Source organism: Acinetobacter sp. CY17 (assembly GCF_059515825.1).
Genome location: NZ_JCAKMX010000007.1, coordinates 54,688 through 74,286 on the forward strand (window position 1 = coordinate 54,688; position 19,599 = coordinate 74,286).

17 protein-coding genes and 1 pseudogene are annotated in these 19,599 nt (G+C 41.8%); 5 read left to right on the top strand and 13 right to left on the bottom strand.

Features of this window, described 5'->3' with window-relative positions; translation table 11 throughout:
* Nucleotides 1-33: 33 nt before the first annotated feature.
* The 3 genes from phoR to AC5YCI_RS06875 all read right to left on the bottom strand — a co-directional run bounded on the left by phoR (nucleotide 34) and on the right by AC5YCI_RS06875 (nucleotide 2,891).
* Nucleotides 34-1,392, bottom strand: coding sequence for a phosphate regulon sensor histidine kinase PhoR (phoR, locus tag AC5YCI_RS06865; RefSeq protein ID WP_496130172.1), 1,359 nt, complete (start codon nucleotides 1,390-1,392; stop codon nucleotides 34-36).
* A 2-nt stretch (nucleotides 1,393-1,394) separates the two neighbouring features.
* A complete protein-coding gene (gene phoB, locus AC5YCI_RS06870; RefSeq protein WP_496130171.1) occupies nucleotides 1,395-2,105 on the bottom strand; it encodes a phosphate regulon transcriptional regulator PhoB in 711 nt (236 codons plus the stop codon).
* A gap of 159 nt (nucleotides 2,106-2,264) precedes the next feature.
* Nucleotides 2,265-2,891: a TetR/AcrR family transcriptional regulator gene (locus tag AC5YCI_RS06875; protein WP_496175333.1), complete on the bottom strand. Its 627-nt coding sequence runs from the start codon at nucleotides 2,889-2,891 to the stop codon at nucleotides 2,265-2,267.
* A 117-nt stretch (nucleotides 2,892-3,008) separates the two neighbouring features.
* Here AC5YCI_RS06875 and AC5YCI_RS06880 point away from each other — a divergent pair, with 117 nt between their 5' ends.
* The gene (locus tag AC5YCI_RS06880; RefSeq protein WP_496130169.1) at nucleotides 3,009-3,845 is read left to right on the top strand and encodes an SDR family NAD(P)-dependent oxidoreductase; all 837 of its coding nucleotides are present in this window, start codon (nucleotides 3,009-3,011) and stop codon (nucleotides 3,843-3,845) included.
* A gap of 25 nt (nucleotides 3,846-3,870) precedes the next feature.
* On the opposite strand, the gene AC5YCI_RS06885 is transcribed toward AC5YCI_RS06880, so the two are convergent.
* The 6 genes from AC5YCI_RS06885 to AC5YCI_RS06910 form a co-directional block, all read right to left on the bottom strand.
* Nucleotides 3,871-5,232 carry an LLM class flavin-dependent oxidoreductase gene (locus AC5YCI_RS06885; protein WP_496130168.1) on the bottom strand — a complete coding sequence of 454 codons (1,362 nt, stop codon included), beginning with the start codon at nucleotides 5,230-5,232 and terminating at the stop codon, nucleotides 3,871-3,873.
* Between the two features lie 110 nt (nucleotides 5,233-5,342).
* The gene (locus AC5YCI_RS06890) at nucleotides 5,343-6,710 is read right to left on the bottom strand and encodes an MATE family efflux transporter (protein ID WP_496130167.1); all 1,368 of its coding nucleotides are present in this window, start codon (nucleotides 6,708-6,710) and stop codon (nucleotides 5,343-5,345) included.
* Between the two features lie 85 nt (nucleotides 6,711-6,795).
* Nucleotides 6,796-7,950, bottom strand: coding sequence for a methionine aminotransferase (locus AC5YCI_RS06895; protein ID WP_496175334.1), 1,155 nt, complete (start codon nucleotides 7,948-7,950; stop codon nucleotides 6,796-6,798).
* A 71-nt stretch (nucleotides 7,951-8,021) separates the two neighbouring features.
* On the bottom strand, nucleotides 8,022-9,326 hold the full coding sequence (locus AC5YCI_RS06900) for a DUF445 domain-containing protein (RefSeq protein ID WP_496130165.1): 1,305 nt from the start codon (nucleotides 9,324-9,326) through the stop codon (nucleotides 8,022-8,024).
* Nucleotides 9,327-9,339: 13 nt separating this feature from the next.
* Nucleotides 9,340-9,897 (bottom strand): CC0125/CC1285 family lipoprotein, encoded by a 558-nt coding sequence (locus tag AC5YCI_RS06905; protein ID WP_496130164.1) that lies wholly within the window; start codon nucleotides 9,895-9,897, stop codon nucleotides 9,340-9,342.
* Nucleotides 9,898-9,932: 35 nt separating this feature from the next.
* Nucleotides 9,933-10,472: a DUF924 family protein gene (locus tag AC5YCI_RS06910; RefSeq protein ID WP_496175335.1), complete on the bottom strand. Its 540-nt coding sequence runs from the start codon at nucleotides 10,470-10,472 to the stop codon at nucleotides 9,933-9,935.
* 211 nt (nucleotides 10,473-10,683) lie between these two features.
* On the opposite strand from AC5YCI_RS06910, the gene gshA reads away from it, so the two are divergent.
* Nucleotides 10,684-12,261 carry a glutamate--cysteine ligase gene (gene gshA, locus AC5YCI_RS06915; RefSeq protein WP_496175336.1) on the top strand — a complete coding sequence of 526 codons (1,578 nt, stop codon included), beginning with the start codon at nucleotides 10,684-10,686 and terminating at the stop codon, nucleotides 12,259-12,261.
* Between the two features lie 12 nt (nucleotides 12,262-12,273).
* A complete protein-coding gene (locus tag AC5YCI_RS06920) occupies nucleotides 12,274-12,774 on the top strand; it encodes a disulfide bond formation protein B (protein ID WP_496175337.1) in 501 nt (166 codons plus the stop codon).
* A gap of 28 nt (nucleotides 12,775-12,802) precedes the next feature.
* Here the strand turns inward: AC5YCI_RS06920 and AC5YCI_RS06925 are convergent, their stop codons facing one another.
* Nucleotides 12,803-14,134, bottom strand: coding sequence for a PGAP1-like alpha/beta domain-containing protein (locus AC5YCI_RS06925; RefSeq protein WP_496175338.1), 1,332 nt, complete (start codon nucleotides 14,132-14,134; stop codon nucleotides 12,803-12,805).
* Nucleotides 14,135-14,273: 139 nt separating this feature from the next.
* Between AC5YCI_RS06925 and AC5YCI_RS06930 the strand changes: the two are divergent.
* Both AC5YCI_RS06930 and parE read left to right on the top strand, forming a co-directional pair.
* Nucleotides 14,274-14,859 (top strand): annotated as a pseudogene (locus AC5YCI_RS06930) (YqiA/YcfP family alpha/beta fold hydrolase).
* A gap of 12 nt (nucleotides 14,860-14,871) precedes the next feature.
* Nucleotides 14,872-16,752: a DNA topoisomerase IV subunit B gene (parE, locus tag AC5YCI_RS06935; RefSeq protein ID WP_496130728.1), complete on the top strand. Its 1,881-nt coding sequence runs from the start codon at nucleotides 14,872-14,874 to the stop codon at nucleotides 16,750-16,752.
* Nucleotides 16,753-16,795: 43 nt separating this feature from the next.
* Here parE and AC5YCI_RS06940 read toward each other — a convergent pair whose 3' ends face one another.
* The 3 genes from AC5YCI_RS06940 to AC5YCI_RS06950 all read right to left on the bottom strand — a co-directional run bounded on the left by AC5YCI_RS06940 (nucleotide 16,796) and on the right by AC5YCI_RS06950 (nucleotide 19,564).
* Nucleotides 16,796-18,211: an SLC13 family permease gene (locus AC5YCI_RS06940; protein WP_496130727.1), complete on the bottom strand. Its 1,416-nt coding sequence runs from the start codon at nucleotides 18,209-18,211 to the stop codon at nucleotides 16,796-16,798.
* 66 nt (nucleotides 18,212-18,277) lie between these two features.
* Entirely contained in the window at nucleotides 18,278-19,015 is a 738-nt protein-coding gene (locus AC5YCI_RS06945) for a sulfite exporter TauE/SafE family protein (protein WP_496130726.1), read from the bottom strand.
* Between the two features lie 42 nt (nucleotides 19,016-19,057).
* Complete coding sequence (locus AC5YCI_RS06950) at nucleotides 19,058-19,564, bottom strand: ureidoglycolate lyase (RefSeq protein WP_496130732.1); 507 nt, start codon at nucleotides 19,562-19,564, stop codon at nucleotides 19,058-19,060.
* Between the last annotated feature and the right edge of the window lie 35 nt (nucleotides 19,565-19,599).

The window sequence follows — 19,599 nt, forward strand, 5'->3', positions numbered from 1 at the left end:
GAACTAAAAATCCCTCAATGTGAGGGATTTTTTTTAAAGCATTTTATAAAGACGATCTTTAGGGAAAACCACTTTAAATAATGAGCCTTTATTCTCTTTAGATTCAATTTCTAAATGCGCGTTATGTTGCATCAGTACATGTTTAACAATCGCTAGACCTAAACCTGTACCACCTGTTTGGCGGCTACGAGCACTATCCACGCGATAGAAACGTTCCGTTAGGCGTGGTAAATGTTTAGGGTCAATACCAATACCGGTATCTTGCACGCTAAAGTAGCCATTTTCGCCATCATCATGCCAACCAATAGTCACCGTGCCACCTTTAGGTGTGTATTTAATGGCATTGGTAATAAGGTTGGTAAAAGCGCTGGCCAGCTCCATATCTGAGCCTAATAAGTCGCAATGACTGTCGATGTCTAAATTTAGAGTATGTCCATAATCTACATTGTAAGCTTGAGCATCATCAAACAATTGATTCATTAAATTAGGCATATCAATAATTTGATTTTTCACAATATTTTTATCATTTTCTAAACGTGATAATAACAACAAATCATTGACTAGAGCATTCATTCGTCGTGTTTGTGATTGCATTTGCTCAAAGGCACGTTTCCAACGCGGATTAATATCTTCTTGGTCGGTAAAGGTTTCGATATAGCCACTGAGCACTGTTAAAGGGGTGCGTAATTCATGTGAAATATTATCGACAAAGTCTTTACGCATTTGCTCAAGATTATGCATTCGCGTCACATCATAGGCCACCAATAAACGACTTTCACCACCAAAACGGGTCATTTTGACTTGAACATAATGATCTTCAAATACTGATGATTTCATTTTTAGACCATCAGGTGCATCGTCAATATGATGAAAATATTCAATAAATACCGGTTGGCGCAAAATCGTTAAAATATTACGTCCACGATCTAGACTTTGAATCCCTAATAATTTTTCTGCAGCAGGGTTCCACCATTCAATCTGATGACTTTCATCAATTAACACCACCGCTTCTTGTAGAGCAACCAGTGAGGATTGAGCACGATCAATTAAACCTACCATTTCAGCTTGTACAATACGCTCTTGGCGCTGGGCACGGTAGACATTAAATAATAATGCACCCCAAATTCCATCTAGGTTTGGTGGTACATCATAAGGATGATTGGAAATCCAATCATTGACCAAATACAGTGAGCGCATTTGTAAGGCAAAAAATAGCCCAAATGCGACCAATAAACACGGACCTAAATATCCCGTACCAAAGCCAATAAATGCGGCAATAATTAAGAAAAATGCCAACAAACGTAAATCTTGTTTGGCAAATGCCCATAAGCTGCTATAGCGGAATTTTCTATGTTCGCGCGCAATCTCAGGGACAGGATAGGGTTCGTACATAATTAACCTGCAGCAGCATCTGCACGAGTAGAAAAGCGATAGCCTGTGCCGCGTACAGTTTGTACATAACGATCGGCAGCGAATGGCTCTAAAATTTTACGCAAACGACGGATATGCACATCAATGGTACGGTCTTCGATATAGACGTTACCGCCCCATACTTGATCAAGGAGCTGAGCACGTGTGTAAGCACGCTCTGGGTGCGTCATAAAGAAGGCCAATAAACGATATTCTGTTGGCCCCATCTCCAAAATCGCGTCACCAAAGCTCACACGTTGGCTCACCGGATCAAGGACTAAACCATTGGCATCAATTGGCTTTTCACCGCTTAAGGCATTGGCACGGCGTAGTACGGCTTTAATGCGTGATACCAATTCTCGGGTAGAAAAAGGTTTGGTCATATAGTCATCAGCGCCAGCATCTAAACCTTGCACTTTATGATCTTCTTCACCACGTGCGGTGAGCATAATGACAGGAATTTCTGCCAAGCTTTCATCACGTTTTAAACGACGACATAGGTCTACACCGCTGACACCACCTGGCATCATCCAATCTAATAGGATGAGCGCGGGACGTTGATCGACAATCATTTGATGAGCTTGTTTGGCATCTTCTGCTTGTAAGCACTGGAAGCCTGCCATATCTAAAGCCGTATGGAGCATTTCGCGAATAGGCAATTCATCGTCGACAATTAAAATGTAGTCATCTTTCACAGCGCAATATCCTATTTTTTGATCACGGTTTATGACAGGCTTATTACAAAGACTAATTATGACAGTATCATTGCAAAAAGATAGGCTGCCATGTTTTTAGTAAAAAAATGTGACAGTTTTTTGACGCTTTTTGAATACAATAGAGTTATTTTACGCGCCCTAAAGGGTCTGCATCGGACGGCTAAATTGTCGAAAGCCCAGTTCGCAGCTGCTAAGTACATCATCTAAAGTTGCTTTAAAATCAGTCATTACCCAACGAATAGCAATATGGGTAACGTAACCGTTAATCCCCGTGGCAATCCATGAGAATTCTTGTTCATTAAAATTGTAATCTGGCTGTAATACACGTAACAAGCGTTGCACGATAGTTTCAAAACGTTGCATGGTTTGGCGGATATTGGCTTGTTGATGGAGCTCTTGTACCAACATGGCATCAATATAAATAATACGTGCCATAGTAGGACGTTGTTTTAAACAAGATAAAAAGGCCAGTAACCCGGCACGTAGCATTTTTTCCGCTTCAACTTCTTGCTCAATGGCTTGGATCACATTGTTTTGCAATTCAGAAATGAGTTGCACAAAGATGGCTTGAAACAAAGCATCACTTTTTTTAAAAGACTCATAAAAATAACGTTCGCTCAGGCCAGCGGCCACGCAAATATCTTTGACTGTGACTGCAAAAAAACCAGATTGACCATAACAATCAATGCCGGCTTGAATCAGTTTTTGGCGACGTAAGGCTTTACGTTCAAGAAGAGGTAAGCCTTTAAATTGACTGCTTGGCATAGTGAACTGTGTGACTAGAAGTAAATGGAGTGTGTCATTGAAGTTTACAAGCTGCAGTAAGCAATTGTAAGAAAAATGCGATTTCTTATAAGATGAGACTTATTTACGGCACATTACATGAAAACATTTCATAATAAAGTAGCAGCCATTACAGGAGCGGGTTCTGGGATCGGTCAGCAACTGGCCATTCTATTGGCCAAGCAAGGCTGTCATTTGGCCTTAAGCGATATTCATTTATCAGCTTTAGAGGCAACACGTCAGCAGATTGAAGCCAAAGTCAAAGTTACTCTAGCGCAGGTAGATGTTTCACAACAAAGTGAAGTGGCAGCTTGGGCAGATCAGGTAGAAAAGCAGCATGGCAAAGTGAACCTGATTTTTAATAATGCTGGTGTGGCACTCGGTTCAACGATTGAAGGTGCCAGCTACGAAGAACTCGAATGGATTATGGGGATTAATTTTTGGGGAGTAGTGTATGGCACCAAAAGTTTTTTACCATTAATTAAAAAAACGCATGATGGACATGTGATTAATCTGTCGAGTGTATTTGGTTTAACCGCGCAGCCCACCCAAGCAGGCTACAACGCGAGTAAATTTGCGGTACGTGGTTTTACCGAAGCTTTACGCCAAGAATTGGATTTACAAGATTGTGGTGTCAGTGCCTTATGTGTCCATCCTGGTGGAATTAAAACCAATATTGCCAATGCAGCACGCATGAATGCAAGCCTGGCCACATTGGGTATACATGTAGATGACGCCAGCCGTTCTTTTAATGACTTTTTACGTTATCCACCTGAAAAAGCAGCAGAAAAGATTTTAGAGGCAGTACTTCAGAATAAACGCCGTGTCTTAATTGGTAATGATGCTAAAGCTTTAGATTTGATACAGCGCTTACTGCCCAGTGCTTATCAACGCCTAATGCAAATTGGCAGTCAATTACGCGATAAATTCAAATAAAACCGCCCGCGGTTGCGGGCTTTTTTTATGAAGCCTGTGCTGCTTTGGCTTTGACATATTGATTTTCAGGTCGTGCTAAACCCAAGTTATCACGTAAAGTGGTACCTTCATATTGGGTTCGGAATAAGCCACGGCGTTGTAATTCAGGCACAATAAAATTGACAAAATCATCTAAACCTTCAGGTGTGCTCGGAGGTAAGACGTTAAAGCCATCAGCAGCTTCATTCTCAAACCAGTGTTGCAGTTGGTCAACTACTTGCTCAGCTGTACCAATTAAAGTCCAGTGGCCACGTGCAGCAGCAATATGCTCATAAAGTTGACGAATACTAAATTTATGCTTACGCGCAATATCAACCATCATCTGTTGACGACTGCTGCTGATTAAACTTGGATCAAGATCAGGGAAAGGTGCATCTAAATCATATTGGCTTAAATCAGTACTACCCGCTAAGCCTGAAAGTAGTCCTAAGCCCACTTGTGGATGAATTAAGCGATTAAGCAGCGCATACTTTTCTTGGGCTTCTTGTTCCGTTTTGGCAACAAAAACGGAAACACCTGGCATAATTTTTAAATCTTCAGCTTGACGACCATACTTGGTTAAGCGGCGCTTTACATCACGATAAAAGGCTTGAGCATCTTGTAAATCTTGCTGTGCAGTAAAAATGACTTCTGCATATTTAGCAGCCAATTCACGGCCATCTTCAGATTGTCCCGCTTGCACAATCACTGGGTAGCCTTGCGGTGGGCGTGGTACATTCAGCGCGCCTTCAACATGGAAAAATTCACCATGATGCAGTGGTTCATGCTGTTTGCTGGCTTCAAAGAAACGACCACTGTGCTTGTCGTAAATAAAAGCATCATCTTGCCAAGAATCCCACAGTTTTTGTGTGACTTGAATAAACTCATCGGCACGTTGATAACGCAATTTGGCATCCGGATGCACTGTACCAAAATTACGTGCTGCATCACTGGCGACTGTGGTGACCACATTCCATGCCGCACGACCTTTACTAATGTGGTCAAGAGAGGCAAATTTACGTGCTAATAAGTAGGGTTCTTCATAAGTTGTTGATGCAGTAGCAATAAAACCAATATGTTGAGTGACTGCTGAAATAGCAGCAAACAGCGTGATGGGTTCAAACCCTACGGCTTTATCGCTTAAGCCTAAACTTTTCGGATCTTTTGAGGCAGCATGGCTCCAATTTACCGATAAACCATCGGCAAGAAAGTAGGCATCAAACAAACCGCGCTCAGCAGTTTTTGCTAATTCAATGGCATAGTCAATACTTAAATGTTGCTCAGGGCGGGCATTGGGTAAGCGCCAACCTGCTGCATGTTGTGATGTCAGTGGAATAAATGCACCTAATTTAATCTGTCGTTGTGCCATGCCCTGATCCAAATTTTTGCTGTTTTTAATGGCTAAAATTTATAGCAAGGAATCAGCCATCTGAAAAATACAATTAAATTCAATCTTTATGCATATTTTAGGATAAGCAGTTAAATTAAGGCTTCTACCGTCTTTTTCTTCCATACAAATTGATAGTACAACCCTTGCATGATGCATAAGCTAAAAAAAGCCAATGCATAGGCATACCAAATACCTTGTAAGCCCCACCATGCACTAAATAGATAAGCACACGGCACTTCAATCAACAAAATTGCCACAATGTTAATGATCATTGGGACCGTCACAGTGCCACTCGCACGCATAATAGAGGCAAAAATTGCGCTAGCCCCAAAGAATAAAATCGACCACAACACAATAAATAACAGCTGCTGACCCAGTTCCACCACATGCGGGTCAGTAATAAATAGTGCCATTAAATATTTAGAGCCCAGATAACCCAAGCTCACTAAAATACCTGTAATCACCAAATTCATAACTAAAGCGGTACGTGTGACTTTATTGAGTAACTCAGATTTACCCGCGCCAATGGCTTGCGCGGCAAAAATAGAAGCAGCAATGGCAATCGAAAGTGCTGGAAATTGAATGTAATTGAGGACTTGATTGACTGCACCATAAGCTGCAGTGGCATCAGAACCATAACGATTGACCAGACCCACAATCACTAAACCTGCCACAGATGTAGTGACCATTTGAATGCCAGTTGGAATCCCCAAACGTAAAATAATTTTACTTAAATTGGGTTGATGGCGAATATGACTCAGCATCGCGCGATCAGGTTTTAAGGGATGATTACGTTTATTTAAATACACGGCTAAAAAGCCCAATACCGCGATATAACCGACAATCGTGGCAATAGCTGGGGCAATAATGCCAAGCTTTGGAAAACCAAAATAACCGGCAATTAAAACAGGCGTAATCACTAAACCCATAGCACTAGTGAGGCTTAAGGCAATGAGGGGGGTGATGCTATCGCCCACACCACGTAAAATAGAGGTGTAAATAATATAAACAAATAATAAGGGACTACCTGCCAGCATCCACTGTACATAAGGTAAAGACAGATGCATCACATTGGGATCTGTACCTAATAACAATAAAATTTGTTCAGCAAAAATTACCCCTAAGGCCGCAATGACACTGCCGCCAATTAAAGTCATAAACAGGGTAGAGCCGACCACACAACGTACTTTTTCGACGTTTTGTGCGCCCCAAGCTTGCCCAACTAGCACCGTGGCACCCGCCGACAAACCAATCACAAAGGCCATTAAGCAAAATAAAATAGGGAAGAACACCGCAACTGCCGCAATCGCATCCACCCCCATCATTTGTCCAACAAAGATGGTATTAATGGTACCTGATAAGTTTTGTAAAATATTAGTGGCAATTAGCGGCAATAAAAAAATTAAAAAGGTCTTCCATAATTTACGTTCGCCCATCAAAGTGTGTTGCTGTGGCATACGTCATCCTGTTGTTGTGTTTATACAGAGTTATCTATGCCAAGCTTAATCAAGATTGATAGAGAAAGTATGTAGAAGTTTTGCATTAACAGCGAGTTAAAATCTCAGCAGCACGTACTAAGGTTTGATCTTGTTTAGCAAAACAAAAACGAATTAAACGTAAATCTTGCGGCGCAGTTTGATAAAACACCGAAATTGGAATGGCCACAATGCCATGTTCATGTGCTAACCACTGACACATTGCTACATCATCTAAATCAGCACGAATTGCTGAATAATCTAAATTTTGGAAATAAGTACCTTCAGATGGGGTAAATTTAAAACGTGACGCTTGTAAACCTGCATTAAATAAATCGCGTTTTTGCTGATAGAACCTGCTTAAGTTTTGAATATGTTCAGGATGCTGCAACATAAACTCGGCTAGTGCAGTTTGTACTGGGGTCACTCCACAAAAATTGGCAAATTGATACACTTGACGGAACAGCTGCATCAGCTGCGGTGCTGCGACACAATAGCCAGTTTTCCAACCTGTGACATGAAAGGTCTTACCAAAAGAACCAACCACAATGCTACGTTCACGTAGTTCTGGGAAAGACAGTGCAGAGTAATGCCGCTTGCCGTCATAAATCAGATGTTCATAAACTTCATCAGACAACACCACAATATTAGTGTTTTGGACTAACTCAATCAGCTGGCGCCAATCTTGCTTAGACCAAATATGACCAGTGGGATTATGTGGCGTATTGACAATGATCATACGAGTTTTGGAATTAATGACAGCTTTAACTTGATTCCAATCAACAGAAAAATCAGCTTGTTGTAACGCAAGATGTACCGCTTTTGCCCCAACCAATTGCACGCTAGGTGCATAGCTGTCGTAGCTTGGGTCAAATATGATCACTTCATCGCCCGCATGGACCAACGCTTGAATGGCAGTAAAAATGCCAATGGTTGCCCCTGGGGTGATGGTGATTTCTGTAACAGGATCAATTTTAATCTGATCACGTTGCAAAAACAGCTGTGCCACTTGTTCTCGTAGGCTGAGTAAACCATCACCCGGTGCATATTGGTTGCTACCCTGTAAGGTGGCACGGCTTAAGCTTTCTAATAATGGTTGTGGCGGGGCAAAGTCTGGAAAACCTTGGGATAAATTCAGCGCGCCAAGTTGCTGGGCCAATTGACTCATGGTGCTAAAAATAGTCACCCCTTGGTTGGCTAATTTAGAGTAAAGCTCTAGCATGGCGCGCTCTTATTAGAAGGAAATTGCAGATAAAAATAGCATAGCTTTAAGGCATTGTTGCAGGGTTTTGCTTAAATTGCATATTCTACAATGGCACGAATAATCCCTAGCGCTAAACCAATAAATGCACCCACTACCACGCCATTGACCCGAATCATATGTAAATCACCACCGACTTCATTTTCGATCTTGTCGATCATCTCGCGCGAATCCCATTCGTGAATCCGCTCGCTAATAAAGCGAATCACTTTTTCGCTGTATTGATCCGACAAAGTTACTGCCATGGTGGCAATACGGGTATTTAAAAGCTGGCGCACTTGGCTGTTCTCGGCAATATTTTCTCCCACTTGAATAATGGCAAGACGTAAGTTTTCGGCGATACCAGAATTTTCTTGCTGCAAATCATTCTTAATGGCATCAAATAAAATCACCACCGCGCCGCTCATAAAATTAAGCACTTGTGGACTATCTAATAAGGCATCCTTGGCATGATTCAGACTTAAACTGGCTTTTGATGCAGGGTCGCTTAAATCCTGCATATAACGCCGTGCGCTCTCTTCAATTTTTAAGCGCCAAGGATGATCAGGATCAGCCAGCATTGCTTCTAAACGCTCCACCATTGAGTCAATACTGCGCTGTTTAACATCAATACCAATTAAACTTGCACCTTTGGCAAACTTAGACACGCCTAATTCTTTAAACAATTTACGCATCATTTCACGCGTGTCATCAGGATGAGTCAGCATCCAATGATGAACCAAGTCTAAACCGCGTTGTAACACGTCTTGATGGAAATCGTTATCTAATACAGCATGTAGCATTTCGCTGGCTAAGGTATTCACTTGGGTGTTTTTAACCCATTGCACACTGTTGTTTTGAATGAAACCGGCAATTTGTTGTTGTCCAACAAAATCAAAAACTTTAGGCAGGGTTTGCTGAATCACTTGAGTCACTTGGCGACTATTTTCTGGTTTTGCCAACCATCGACCCGCAGCTAAACTTAAGTCACTATTGGCCAAGCTTTTTTCGACCACTTGTGGAGATAAAAAGTTTTCTTGGACAAAACGCCCCATAGATTGGGCAATACGGGCTTTGTTACGGGGAATAATTTCGGTGTGATCACGTAAAAAATTTGGAATGGGTAAGCGCCCAAATGGATTACGAAATAGCACGGTAATGGCATACCAATCGGCTAAACCACCGACCACACCTGCTTCTGCCGATAGCATTAAAATATGAATGAGCCAAACATAGTCGGGCAATAATTTAGCCACAATCATCAAGCTAATCCAAATCAGCACTGCAACCACTAAAGCAATGGTAGCAAGGCGTTTACTGCGTTCTAGACTCGGTGAAACAGGCGTTGGTTTACTCATATACAATCCCAAATTAAGATGTGGCTACTGGAGTTAAAACCTGACCACTCGGGCTTAATCCATATTTTGCTGCTAATGATTGTAAGATTAATGTGGCATCAAAAGCATCATTTGGTTTGTTGGATTGATCCTTATAACATTCAATCGTATAGGACACTTGAGCTGGCTCTATATTCACGATGCGAGGTTGATCAAAAAATGGATCGCGCCAATAGTAAGGATGACGATTATAAAAGCCGTATGGGTAATATGAATACATAGGGCTTGAATAGACCACTGCTTGGCGCGGTGCTTGTTGACTACGGTTGCTCGGGTCATCTAAGACCTTAAAATAGCGAAAACCTTGTTGCACAGTGGTTTGAGCGGCTTTAAGTAAAGCAATTTCTTCCGCAGTGCCATAGCTGATATTGCTGCGCGCCTGAAAGCTAATGCGATAGCTCTGCTTATTTAATGGATACGCACTAAATTGACCGAGTTGATCAAATGTGAGTGGTTTAGGCGGTGTTGTGGCACAGCCTGTAAATACCAGACTGGCAACTAAGACACTGGCAAAACTGAGTTGACGTAACATACCAAGCTCCTAGATTGAAGGCTTAGGGAAATAACTTAGAAGCCGCTATTGGGCTGTTGTAAAAATTTGAGTTCTTCAGGCGTTGAAGGACGACCTAAAATGGCATTACGGTGTGGATAACGGCCAAAATGGTCAATGATCTGTTTATGTTGTAATTCATAATTTAAACTGTTGGCATCACCAAGTGCGCTAAACAATGTCAAAGCCTGTTCATGAATCAGCTTAGATTCACTATGCATAAAGGGTAGATATAAAAAGCAGCGTTGTTTGGGATCTAATTGCTGATCGAGTCCTTGTTGAATCGCCTCTTGTGCCAAAGCCAATGCTTGTCCATCTTGGGCAAATGCAGCAGCTGTATTTCGATAGATATTACGTGAAAATTGGTCCAACACAATGATTTCTGCGAGGCGACCTTGGGCGCTATTGCGCCATGAAAAAAGCTCATTTTGCTTCGCGTGTTGTAGGCTGTTTTGAAAAAGATTTGTCAGCTTTTGGTCAAAATCAATGCGCTTGGCAAACCAAAATGGCTCGGTGTCGTGAGCAAACCAAAAATCTAAAATATCTTGGTATTTCATTTAATTGACCTAGGCTTAGCATGGATTAAGTTATATTAATCACAAAATAGTCATGTCTTGTAGAGTAAGTTTGTGATAAAAATTTGCCGAAAATAAAACAACAGTTTGCTTTTGCTTGAAACAGGGCATAAGGTTGGCGCCTGAATTCAGGTTATAATGCGTAAACTGAAAATTTTATTTTGGTAGTTTCTTTCTAATAAGCGAGATAAGAATGAGTCAACCCGAATCGACCTCTCAAGCTACACTTCCGACTTGGGTAGAGGCTTCTTTATTTAAAGGTATGTTGCGTGGCATCGAACGTGAATGCCTACGTATGCAAGCGGATGGCTTTATTGCCCAGACCGATCACCCTAAAGCCTTAGGTTCAGCCCTGACTCATCCGCATATTACAACTGACTATTCAGAAGCATTACTGGAATTTATTACTCCACCACAAACCAGTATTCAAAAAGCTTTAACTTACTTAATGGATATTCACGCGGTCGCTTATCGCGGTTTACCTGAAGGTGAGCATATGTGGCCGATGTCGATGCCATGTATGTTAGAGTCAGATGAAGAGACGATTCGTTTGGCGCAATACGGGTCATCAAATATTGGTCGTTTTAAAACCCTGTATCGCCGTGGTTTAGGGGTACGTTATGGTCGTCGTATGCAAACCATTGCTGGCGTGCATTACAACTTATCTTTCCCCGATACTGTATTTACTGCGTTGCAGCAACAAGAAACAGATGAAGAATTAAAAAATTTAAGCTTACAAGATTATCGTAGCCATCGTTACTTGGGCTTGATTCGTAATTTTATTCGTTTAACCCCATTGGTGATGTTTCTATTGGGTGCCAGTCCAACGGTGAATCCATGCTTTATGCAAGGCCGTGATCATCATATGTTGCCGTTAACCCGTGGTACTTTATATGTACCTTATTCAACGGCCCTACGTATGGGGAACTTTGGCTATCAAAATTCCGCACAAAAACAACTCGGTATTCAATATAACAACTTAAAAGATTATCTCACTGGCTTACAAAAAGCAGTGAAAACCCCTTATCCGGCGTTTACGCGTTTAGGTTTAGATGATCAATCGGCTGAGCCATTACAAATTAATGATCATGTTTTACAAATTGAAAATGAATACTACAGCTTAGTGCGTCCCAAACAGGTACCAGAAGCTGGTGAAACACCATCTCAAGCGCTCGCCAATCGTGGTATTGGTTATGTTGAACTACGTGCTGTAGACATCAACCCGTATAGCCCCATTGGGATTGATGAAAATACCGCAGGTTTCTTAGAAACTTTAGCCACCTATTGTTTATTACAAGACAGCCCAGAATTATTTGATGCTGAATTGGCAGTGATTGAGAAAAACCAAGCTGAAGTAGTTAATCGTGGTCGGGCGGAAAATGCGGTGATTATGGTCAATGGACAAGCGGTATTGATTGAAGAATGGGCTCAAGGGTATTTAGATGCCATGCAGCCTATTAGTCAACTCTTAGATAAAACCTATAATAATGCGGTTTACACTGATGCGATGGCAGTGATGCAACAACGTATTGATGAAGTGAATGACACCTTATCCGCCATGATTGTAGGGGATACCCGTGATGCAGGTGGTATGTGGCAGTTGGGCTATTCACTACTACAAGATCATGAAGAGTTATTTAGCCAATATCCAATGAGTGACGACACACAACGTTATTTTACCACTTTGGCAACCCAATCATTACAACAACAGCAGCAACTTGAACAAGACAACAGTACTAGTTTTAGCGACTATTTAGCCGCTTACCGATAAGAGGAATAACCCATGCGCTATAGTTACCGCATGTTCAGTGGCATATTGTTTTTAGCCAGTGTGATTGGCATGAGTTTTGCGCTATATCTTGAGCATGTTCAAGGTTTAAACCCATGCCCGCTCTGTGTTTTTCAGCGTGTGGGTTTAATTGCTTTAGGCTTTTTTTCATTGTTGGGCTTTTTGCATAATCCGCGAAGTACGCTGACCAAACGTATCTATAGCTTCTTGGCCAGCGTTGGTATTGTATGGTCGTTAGGCGTTGCTGCGCGGCATGTGTGGTTGCAAAATTTACCACCAGATCAAGTGCCTAGCTGTGGCCCAGGTCTAGATTACTTGGTTGAGGCACTGCCGCTAAAAAGCGTGTTACAGCAAGTGTTATCTGGTTCAGGTGAGTGTGCCACGATTGATTGGACTTTCTTGGGACAATCTTTGCCTGTGTGGTCTTTACTCTTTTTTGCCGTACTTACGCTGTTAAGTCTTTGGCAATTATTTAAACCTTCTGTTGAAAATTGAAAAGAATCCCGCTTTAAAGCGGGATTTTTTAACTCAAAACAATACTCTTAGTATTGTCTAAATCCACTCTATGTTCATGAATATTATCACCCTCTACTTCATCGGCAGCAGGATAGAGCCAATGGGCAATTTGTTCTGCGACGCTGGGATGATATTGAATTTCAAAATGGTTTAAACCGTAAAAAACTGCTTTATGTGCATCAGGTACTTTGAGGTAAAAGCGTGGATTAGGATGTTCGCCTAAAGCGCTCTCTACACTGACCAAATAGTCACCTAAAATTTTCAGTGCCCGATAGGTTCTATTTTGATGCTCTAGGGTACCGGCCACTAAAAAGGCATTCACATGCGAAGGAATGGGAGCAGGTTTACGGTTGTCATCCAGGGAACCTATACGCAGATCATGATGTTCCCAGTCGTCATCACGTACGCTGCCATGGCGTAAATCTAAAATGCCATTACTACGGATATTGACCAAGTGCCCAAACAATTTCACGATGGGCAAATTGCCTAACTTTTGTTGAATGGTAAAGCTAAAACGCTCTAAACCAGCGCCATGGTGTGGTGAGCCTAAACAGACTAGATTTTCGGTCATATATAGCCAGTCTTGTAGTTCTTGTTTGCCATAAAACAACGCACTACGTGCCACCAGACCACCCATGCTGTGGCCAATCAAATCAATACTGCTAATCCTTGGGTTGCGTGCCACTAAATCAGCCAATAAATTAGACAAGCTGCGACCGTTAGCAGAAATGCGGCGCCCAGAATTATAATTCAAATATAACAGGGTCTTATTGCCACGCTGTGCCATTAATTTATCGGGAATCCCGCCGTGACGAGCGCCTGTCCAGTCCACATGGCTCATACAAACGCCATGCAAAAAAATCACAATTTTGCCAGCCAAATCGCCTTGTTGTACTTCACCATAATGGTCATAGAGCAACATGGGAACCGCCAAAGGATTATGATGATGGAGTAAATAATTACCTAAAACACCATTTAAAATACCCACCAAAAAATGCAAGGAAGGATTGAGCTTTTTTTGATGCAATTTAGGAAAGGCATCCACTACATGGCGTAGCCCAGGTGCCAGTAAAAACTTACCATAGTGTTGACTGGTTTCTGAGGCCATTCGATAGAGCTTTTTAACATAGGGCAAGCGCATGAGCTTTTGACTTTGTAGGTCATTAATGCCCAGAAAATTAAGTAAAATTTCGCGCTGAATTGCAAACACTAAATGATGCACAGCCCCACCTAAGCGTGAGCTTAATAACTGTGCTAAACCTTCTAGCACATCGGCTTGGCTTAAGGGACGATCATCGATGCGGCAATAGGTTTCATGTAACGGTGTTAAACTTGGCATAGGGACAATCCCTCATGGCGATTTTTACTGCGTTGTTATAATGAGAATTGTGATGCAGTTAACATATCTTGCTTTGTCTTACCACAAATGCATTATTGTCCAACAATAAACCCAAAAATGTTGCATTGGAGTAAAGCAGATGCAGCTGATTTATCTATATGGATTTTTAAGCAATTCTCATTCCATTAAATGCTCGCAATTAGGCTGTTATTGTAAACAGCATATGCCGCATATACAGGTGCACACCAGATTTAAACTGTTCACCGCAGCAGGTGATAGAAAAATGACAACAGTTGATTGAAAGCTTAAATCAAGTGGTTTTAGTGGGGAGTAGCTTGCGTGGCTTTTATGCGACATATCTTGTCGCCAAATATAATCTGCCGACTGTACTGATCAATCCGGCTATGCAACCATGGGCGTTGGTTCAACAACGTTTTCAAGCCGCCAAATTAGCTGTGTGGATTCATCCCCAATGGTCGACTGACCAAGCTCAACTTGACGATTTACGGACACTTGCCTTGCCAGTTGTTCAGCATGCAAACAAAATTTTACTATTGCTGCAACAAGGCGATGAAGTTTTGGATTATCGTAACGCACAGCGTTATTATACGCAGGCAGCTCATGGTGCTTTGCAGATGCTCGAGGCGGGCGGCAACCATGCCATGGATAATTTCATAGAAAAAATACCCATGCTGTTGCAATTTTTATCCGATTGTATCGATTAAGGAAAACTGACTTTGTCTCAATATACGGCTCAATCACTTGAAGTTTTATCTGGTTTAGATCCGGTACGTCGCCGTCCGGGCATGTATACCGACACTTCACGTCCTAACCATTTAGCGCAAGAAGTTATTGACAATGCTGTAGATGAAGCATTAGCGGGCCATGCCAATAAAATTACGGTAAAAGTCTATAAAGATGGCTCTTTATCGGTTGAAGATAACGGCCGTGGTATGCCAGTCGATATCCATCCCGAATACGGACAAAGCGGGATTGAAATTATTTTAACCAAGCTACATGCCGGTGGTAAGTTCAGTACCGATAACTACCAATTCTCAGGTGGTTTACACGGTGTTGGTATTTCGGTGGTCAACGCTTTATCAACACGTGTGGAAGTCAGCGTACAGCGCCAAGGCAATCTGTATCAAATGGCCTTTGAGCAAGGTGAACCCGTTGCACCTTTAGCGGTATTAGAAGGTAAAGCACCTAAACGCGCTTCGGGGACCACTGTACATTTTTGGCCGGAAGCCAAGTATTTTGATTCACCTAAATTTGCCTTAAAAGCTTTAAAACATAATTTAAAAGCTAAAGCAGTACTGGCTGCGGGTTTGCAAATTAACTATGTCGATGAAATCAATGATGAAAAAATCACATGGCAATTTGAAAATGGTTTAGTCGATTATTTAATGGATGAATTGCAGGATCGTGAGATTTTGCCTCATCCAGCTTTTGTTGCCACTGGTGAGGGCGAACGTGCCAGTGCTGAATTTGCCATTTGCTGGAATGTTGAAGGTGGTGAGCAAGTTCAAGAAAGTTATGTCAACTTAATTCCAACCGCGCAAGGCGGTACGCATGTGAATGGTTTACGTGCTGGTGTGACCGATGCCATGCGTGAATTTTGTGAATTACGTAATTTATTGCCACGCAACTTAAAGCTATCTGCTGAAGATGTATGGGATGGCGTCAACTATATCTTATCGCTGAAATTACAAGAGCCACAATTCTCGGGCCAAACCAAAGAGCGTTTATCCAGCCGTGAAGCAGTCAGCATTGTGCAAAATATTGCCAAAGATGCTTTTGCCTTATGGCTGAATCAAAACTCTGAAATTGCCATGCAATTGGCAGAGATGGCGATTGCCAAAGCAGGTCGTCGTTTAAAAGCGGCTAAAAAAGTTGAACGTAAACGCATTGTTTCAGGGCCTGCTTTGCCGGGTAAACTTGCTGATTGCGTTGGGCATACTTTGGAAGAATCAGAACTGTTTATTGTTGAAGGTGACTCAGCAGGTGGTTCAGCGAAACAAGCGCGCGATAAAAACTTCCAAGCCATCATGCCAATTCGCGGTAAGATTTTAAATACTTGGGAAGTCTCTTCAGATGAAGTGCTGGCTTCACAGGAAGTCCATGATATCGCCATCGCGATTGGGGTCGATCCGGGTAGTGATGATTTATCAGAATTACGTTACGGTAAGATTTGTATTTTAGCCGATGCCGATTCGGATGGTTTACATATTGCCACCTTACTTTGCGCCCTATTTGTGAAGCATTTTAGAAGTTTGGTCGAAGAAGGGCATTTATATGTTGCCATGCCGCCACTATTTCGTATTGATGACGGTAAAGATGTGCATTACGCGCTAGATGATGCTGAACTTGAAGGTGTATTAAGTAAAGCCAAAACCAAAGCGCCACAAATCACACGCTTTAAAGGTTTAGGTGAAATGAATGCCAGTCAGTTGCGTGAAACCACGATGGATCCGAATACCCGTCGTTTGGTGCAATTAGATTTAGATGATATGCAACTCACTGCAAGTTTATTGGATAAATTATTAGCCAAAAAACGCTCAGGCGACCGTAAACAATGGTTAGAGCAAAAAGGTAATTTAGCCGATATTGCGGTGTAAACCACTTATTAAAATTAAAAAGCCCCCTTTGAGGGGGCTTTTTTTACATAAAAAATGCATACACAAAAAATGCGATAATAAAGATACACAAGATATTGAGCACCATCCCTACGGTCATCATTTCACGTTGTTGAATATGACCCGTACCAAATACAATCGCATTGGGTGGCGTGGCCACAGGTAACATAAAGGCACACGATGCACCAATACCAATCACAATCACTAACACTTCTTTGGGCATTCCCATTTGATCGGCAATCACCGCAAAGACAGGGACTAACAGTGCCGCAGACGCGGTATTACTGGTAAATTCAGTCAAGAAGATAATAAAGATTGTCACTACAAAAATAATCATCAGTGGCGAAGTATCACCAAAGGTATTGGCAATGGTTTGACCTAACACCAAAGACGCGCCGGAATCTTTGAGTACCGCGCTTAAGGTTAAACCCCCGCCAAACAAGAGCAACACGCCCCAATCAGTATTTTCGGACACTTGTTTCCATGTGGCTGTGCCTAAAATCACTACTAAACAGGCAGCAAGCAAAGCGGTCCATGTGTCAGGTTGGGAAATACCAAAGTTTTCTGAGAGCTTTTTACCCAAAATCCAAGCAATTGCCGTACAGATAAATAAAATCATGGTAGCAATACGGGTTTTAGTCCATGCAATATTTTCGGCTTGAAAATCAATTTTATGATTCAGTTTAGGCCGTAAAACCACATATAAACTCAGCAGCATGGCAGGCAATAAGATCAGCATCATGGGTAAACCAATTTTCATCCAATCGGCAAAATCATAATCTAAAGCTTTGGCTGCAATGGCATTAGGAGGGGAGCCGACTAAGGTGCCTAGCCCACCAATACTGGCAGAATAGGCAATACCCAGTAAAATAAACACTAAGGTTTTACGATCTTTTTGCGCATCTAAATGTGAGGCTAAACCCAGTGCCAGCGGTAACATCATGGCTGCGGTAGCAGTATTGGAAATCCACATTGACAATAAAGCAGTGACTAAAAAAATCGCGAAAATTGATATACCTAAATGGCCGCCACTCAGGGAAATAATTTTCATGGCAATTTTTTTATCGAGCTTTTGAATATGCAGCGCCGTGGCTAAAGCAAAACCGCCAAAGAATAAAAAAATCACGGGGTCGGCAAATAAACTTAAGGCTTTACTCGTGGTTAAAGGTTGCAGTGTTTTGTCGGCTGCTTCAAAGGGCAATTGTAAAATCACGGCCAACACAGGAATAAGAAGCGCAGTGATGGTAATATGAATAGCTTCGGTCAGCCATAAAATCCCAATAAATAACAGTAAGGCTAGCCCCTTATTGGCATTGCTGTCGTAGGGTAAGGCTTGATAACAGAGGTAAGATAAAATTGCCGCAATGACAATAATCACACCACCTTTGATTAAGCGTTTGGGTTCAATTTGACCTGAACCTGTGCTCAGGGTTGTAGACATAATTGATTTCCTTTATGTGAGTATTTTTATTATTGAGCACCCCTTGCGCTATGCTGGGGCACATTTTTAAAACATGGCTTGATATAGTGCTTGTAGGCCGAGCAAAGTCATTAAGATTAAAATAAGGTAACGAAAATGGCGTTGTGATATTTTTTGCCGAAAGCGATTGGCAAGCAACACCCCAATTACAGCACTGATGCTCAGCCATAGGATCAAGCTGCTATTGTAAGCAAGCTGTTGTTCTAATATAGGCCATAGTAAAAATAGTTGTACAATTTTACTGATCAAAAAGATCAGGTTACTGATGATCACCACATCATTTTTCTGATGTTGACTGGCCATTAAATATAAAATCAATAATGGAGCCATCGCATTACTGGCCCCACCAACCACACCTGCGGCACAACCAAATATGGCCATATTGCGCTGTGATGCGGCTAAATTTAACGGGCGAGCACTGAATTGATCGAACACATAAGCCAGTAAAATCACCCCAAGCATGATTTTTAAATGTTGTTCTGAGAGATAAAGTAATAAAGCGACACCAAGCCAAGTGCCCAGCATACTGCTTAGAATGAGTACCAAATAGCGGTGTATATAGTGCCTTAAGTGGCGCGCTGTCGAAAACAGCACCAAGATATTGAGTAATAAACAGGGAATAATAACAACAGCAATACTGATGGAGAGCGGATAAAAGCTCGCAATAAGAGCGGTGCTTAGCATCGGAAAGCCAAAACCGCTTAAGCCATGTAATAATGCCGCTAAAGCACATAAGACTAAAATAATAAGCTGCTGCTGATCCATCGTATTGTTATGTTATGCGATAAAGCATTAGCTTAACTGAGTTTAGGGTTGGGTTGTAACCTCAATAGGATGAAAGGTCCACACATCACAGTTAGGCCCTTTACCAATCCGATCCACCACAGCAAAATCACTCGGGGCTTCAAAAGTGAGTAAGGGATGATGCCATGTACCCGCGCGATAATTCACGCCTTGGGAGCCATCTGTAATAAAGGCATAAATTTGATTTAAGTCAGGTGCATGCTCATTTAAAGCTTTGGCCACTACCAGCAAAAATGCTTGCCCTTGCATGGGAATAAAGGCTTGAGAACCGTTTGGATGGCGCTCTAACATCTGAATTGTAAACGGCAACTGCGTGGCTTTTATATTACGAAAAATACTAATTCCCGCTTTGGCTTCGCCTATAATTTCAGTTTCTACTAAGGCATGATAGCGTTCGGTATGTGCATCGTTAATATGGAAAAATTCATTGCCTTGGCAACTAATGACTTCACCAAAAGGCGCGAAATTTTCAGGGCTTAACTTTTGAATTTGAATACTTTGCATAAGAATTCTTTTTAAATTGAAAACGCTTAAGTCAACTTAAG

Coding starts and splice junctions, on each gene's coding strand:
- phoR (WP_496130172.1), bottom strand. CDS start 1,392: ATGTACGAACCCTATCCTGTCCCTGAGATTGCGCGCGAACATAGAAAA.
- AC5YCI_RS06875 (WP_496175333.1), bottom strand. CDS start 2,891: ATGCCAAGCAGTCAATTTAAAGGCTTACCTCTTCTTGAACGTAAAGCC.
- AC5YCI_RS06880 (WP_496130169.1), top strand. CDS start 3,009: ATGAAAACATTTCATAATAAAGTAGCAGCCATTACAGGAGCGGGTTCT.
- AC5YCI_RS06885 (WP_496130168.1), bottom strand. CDS start 5,232: ATGGCACAACGACAGATTAAATTAGGTGCATTTATTCCACTGACATCA.
- AC5YCI_RS06890 (WP_496130167.1), bottom strand. CDS start 6,710: ATGCCACAGCAACACACTTTGATGGGCGAACGTAAATTATGGAAGACC.
- AC5YCI_RS06895 (WP_496175334.1), bottom strand. CDS start 7,950: ATGCTAGAGCTTTACTCTAAATTAGCCAACCAAGGGGTGACTATTTTT.
- AC5YCI_RS06900 (WP_496130165.1), bottom strand. CDS start 9,326: ATGAGTAAACCAACGCCTGTTTCACCGAGTCTAGAACGCAGTAAACGC.
- AC5YCI_RS06905 (WP_496130164.1), bottom strand. CDS start 9,897: ATGTTACGTCAACTCAGTTTTGCCAGTGTCTTAGTTGCCAGTCTGGTA.
- AC5YCI_RS06910 (WP_496175335.1), bottom strand. CDS start 10,472: ATGAAATACCAAGATATTTTAGATTTTTGGTTTGCTCACGACACCGAG.
- gshA (WP_496175336.1), top strand. CDS start 10,684: ATGAGTCAACCCGAATCGACCTCTCAAGCTACACTTCCGACTTGGGTA.
- AC5YCI_RS06920 (WP_496175337.1), top strand. CDS start 12,274: ATGCGCTATAGTTACCGCATGTTCAGTGGCATATTGTTTTTAGCCAGT.
- AC5YCI_RS06925 (WP_496175338.1), bottom strand. CDS start 14,134: ATGCCAAGTTTAACACCGTTACATGAAACCTATTGCCGCATCGATGAT.
- AC5YCI_RS06940 (WP_496130727.1), bottom strand. CDS start 18,211: ATGTCTACAACCCTGAGCACAGGTTCAGGTCAAATTGAACCCAAACGC.
- AC5YCI_RS06945 (WP_496130726.1), bottom strand. CDS start 19,015: ATGGATCAGCAGCAGCTTATTATTTTAGTCTTATGTGCTTTAGCGGCA.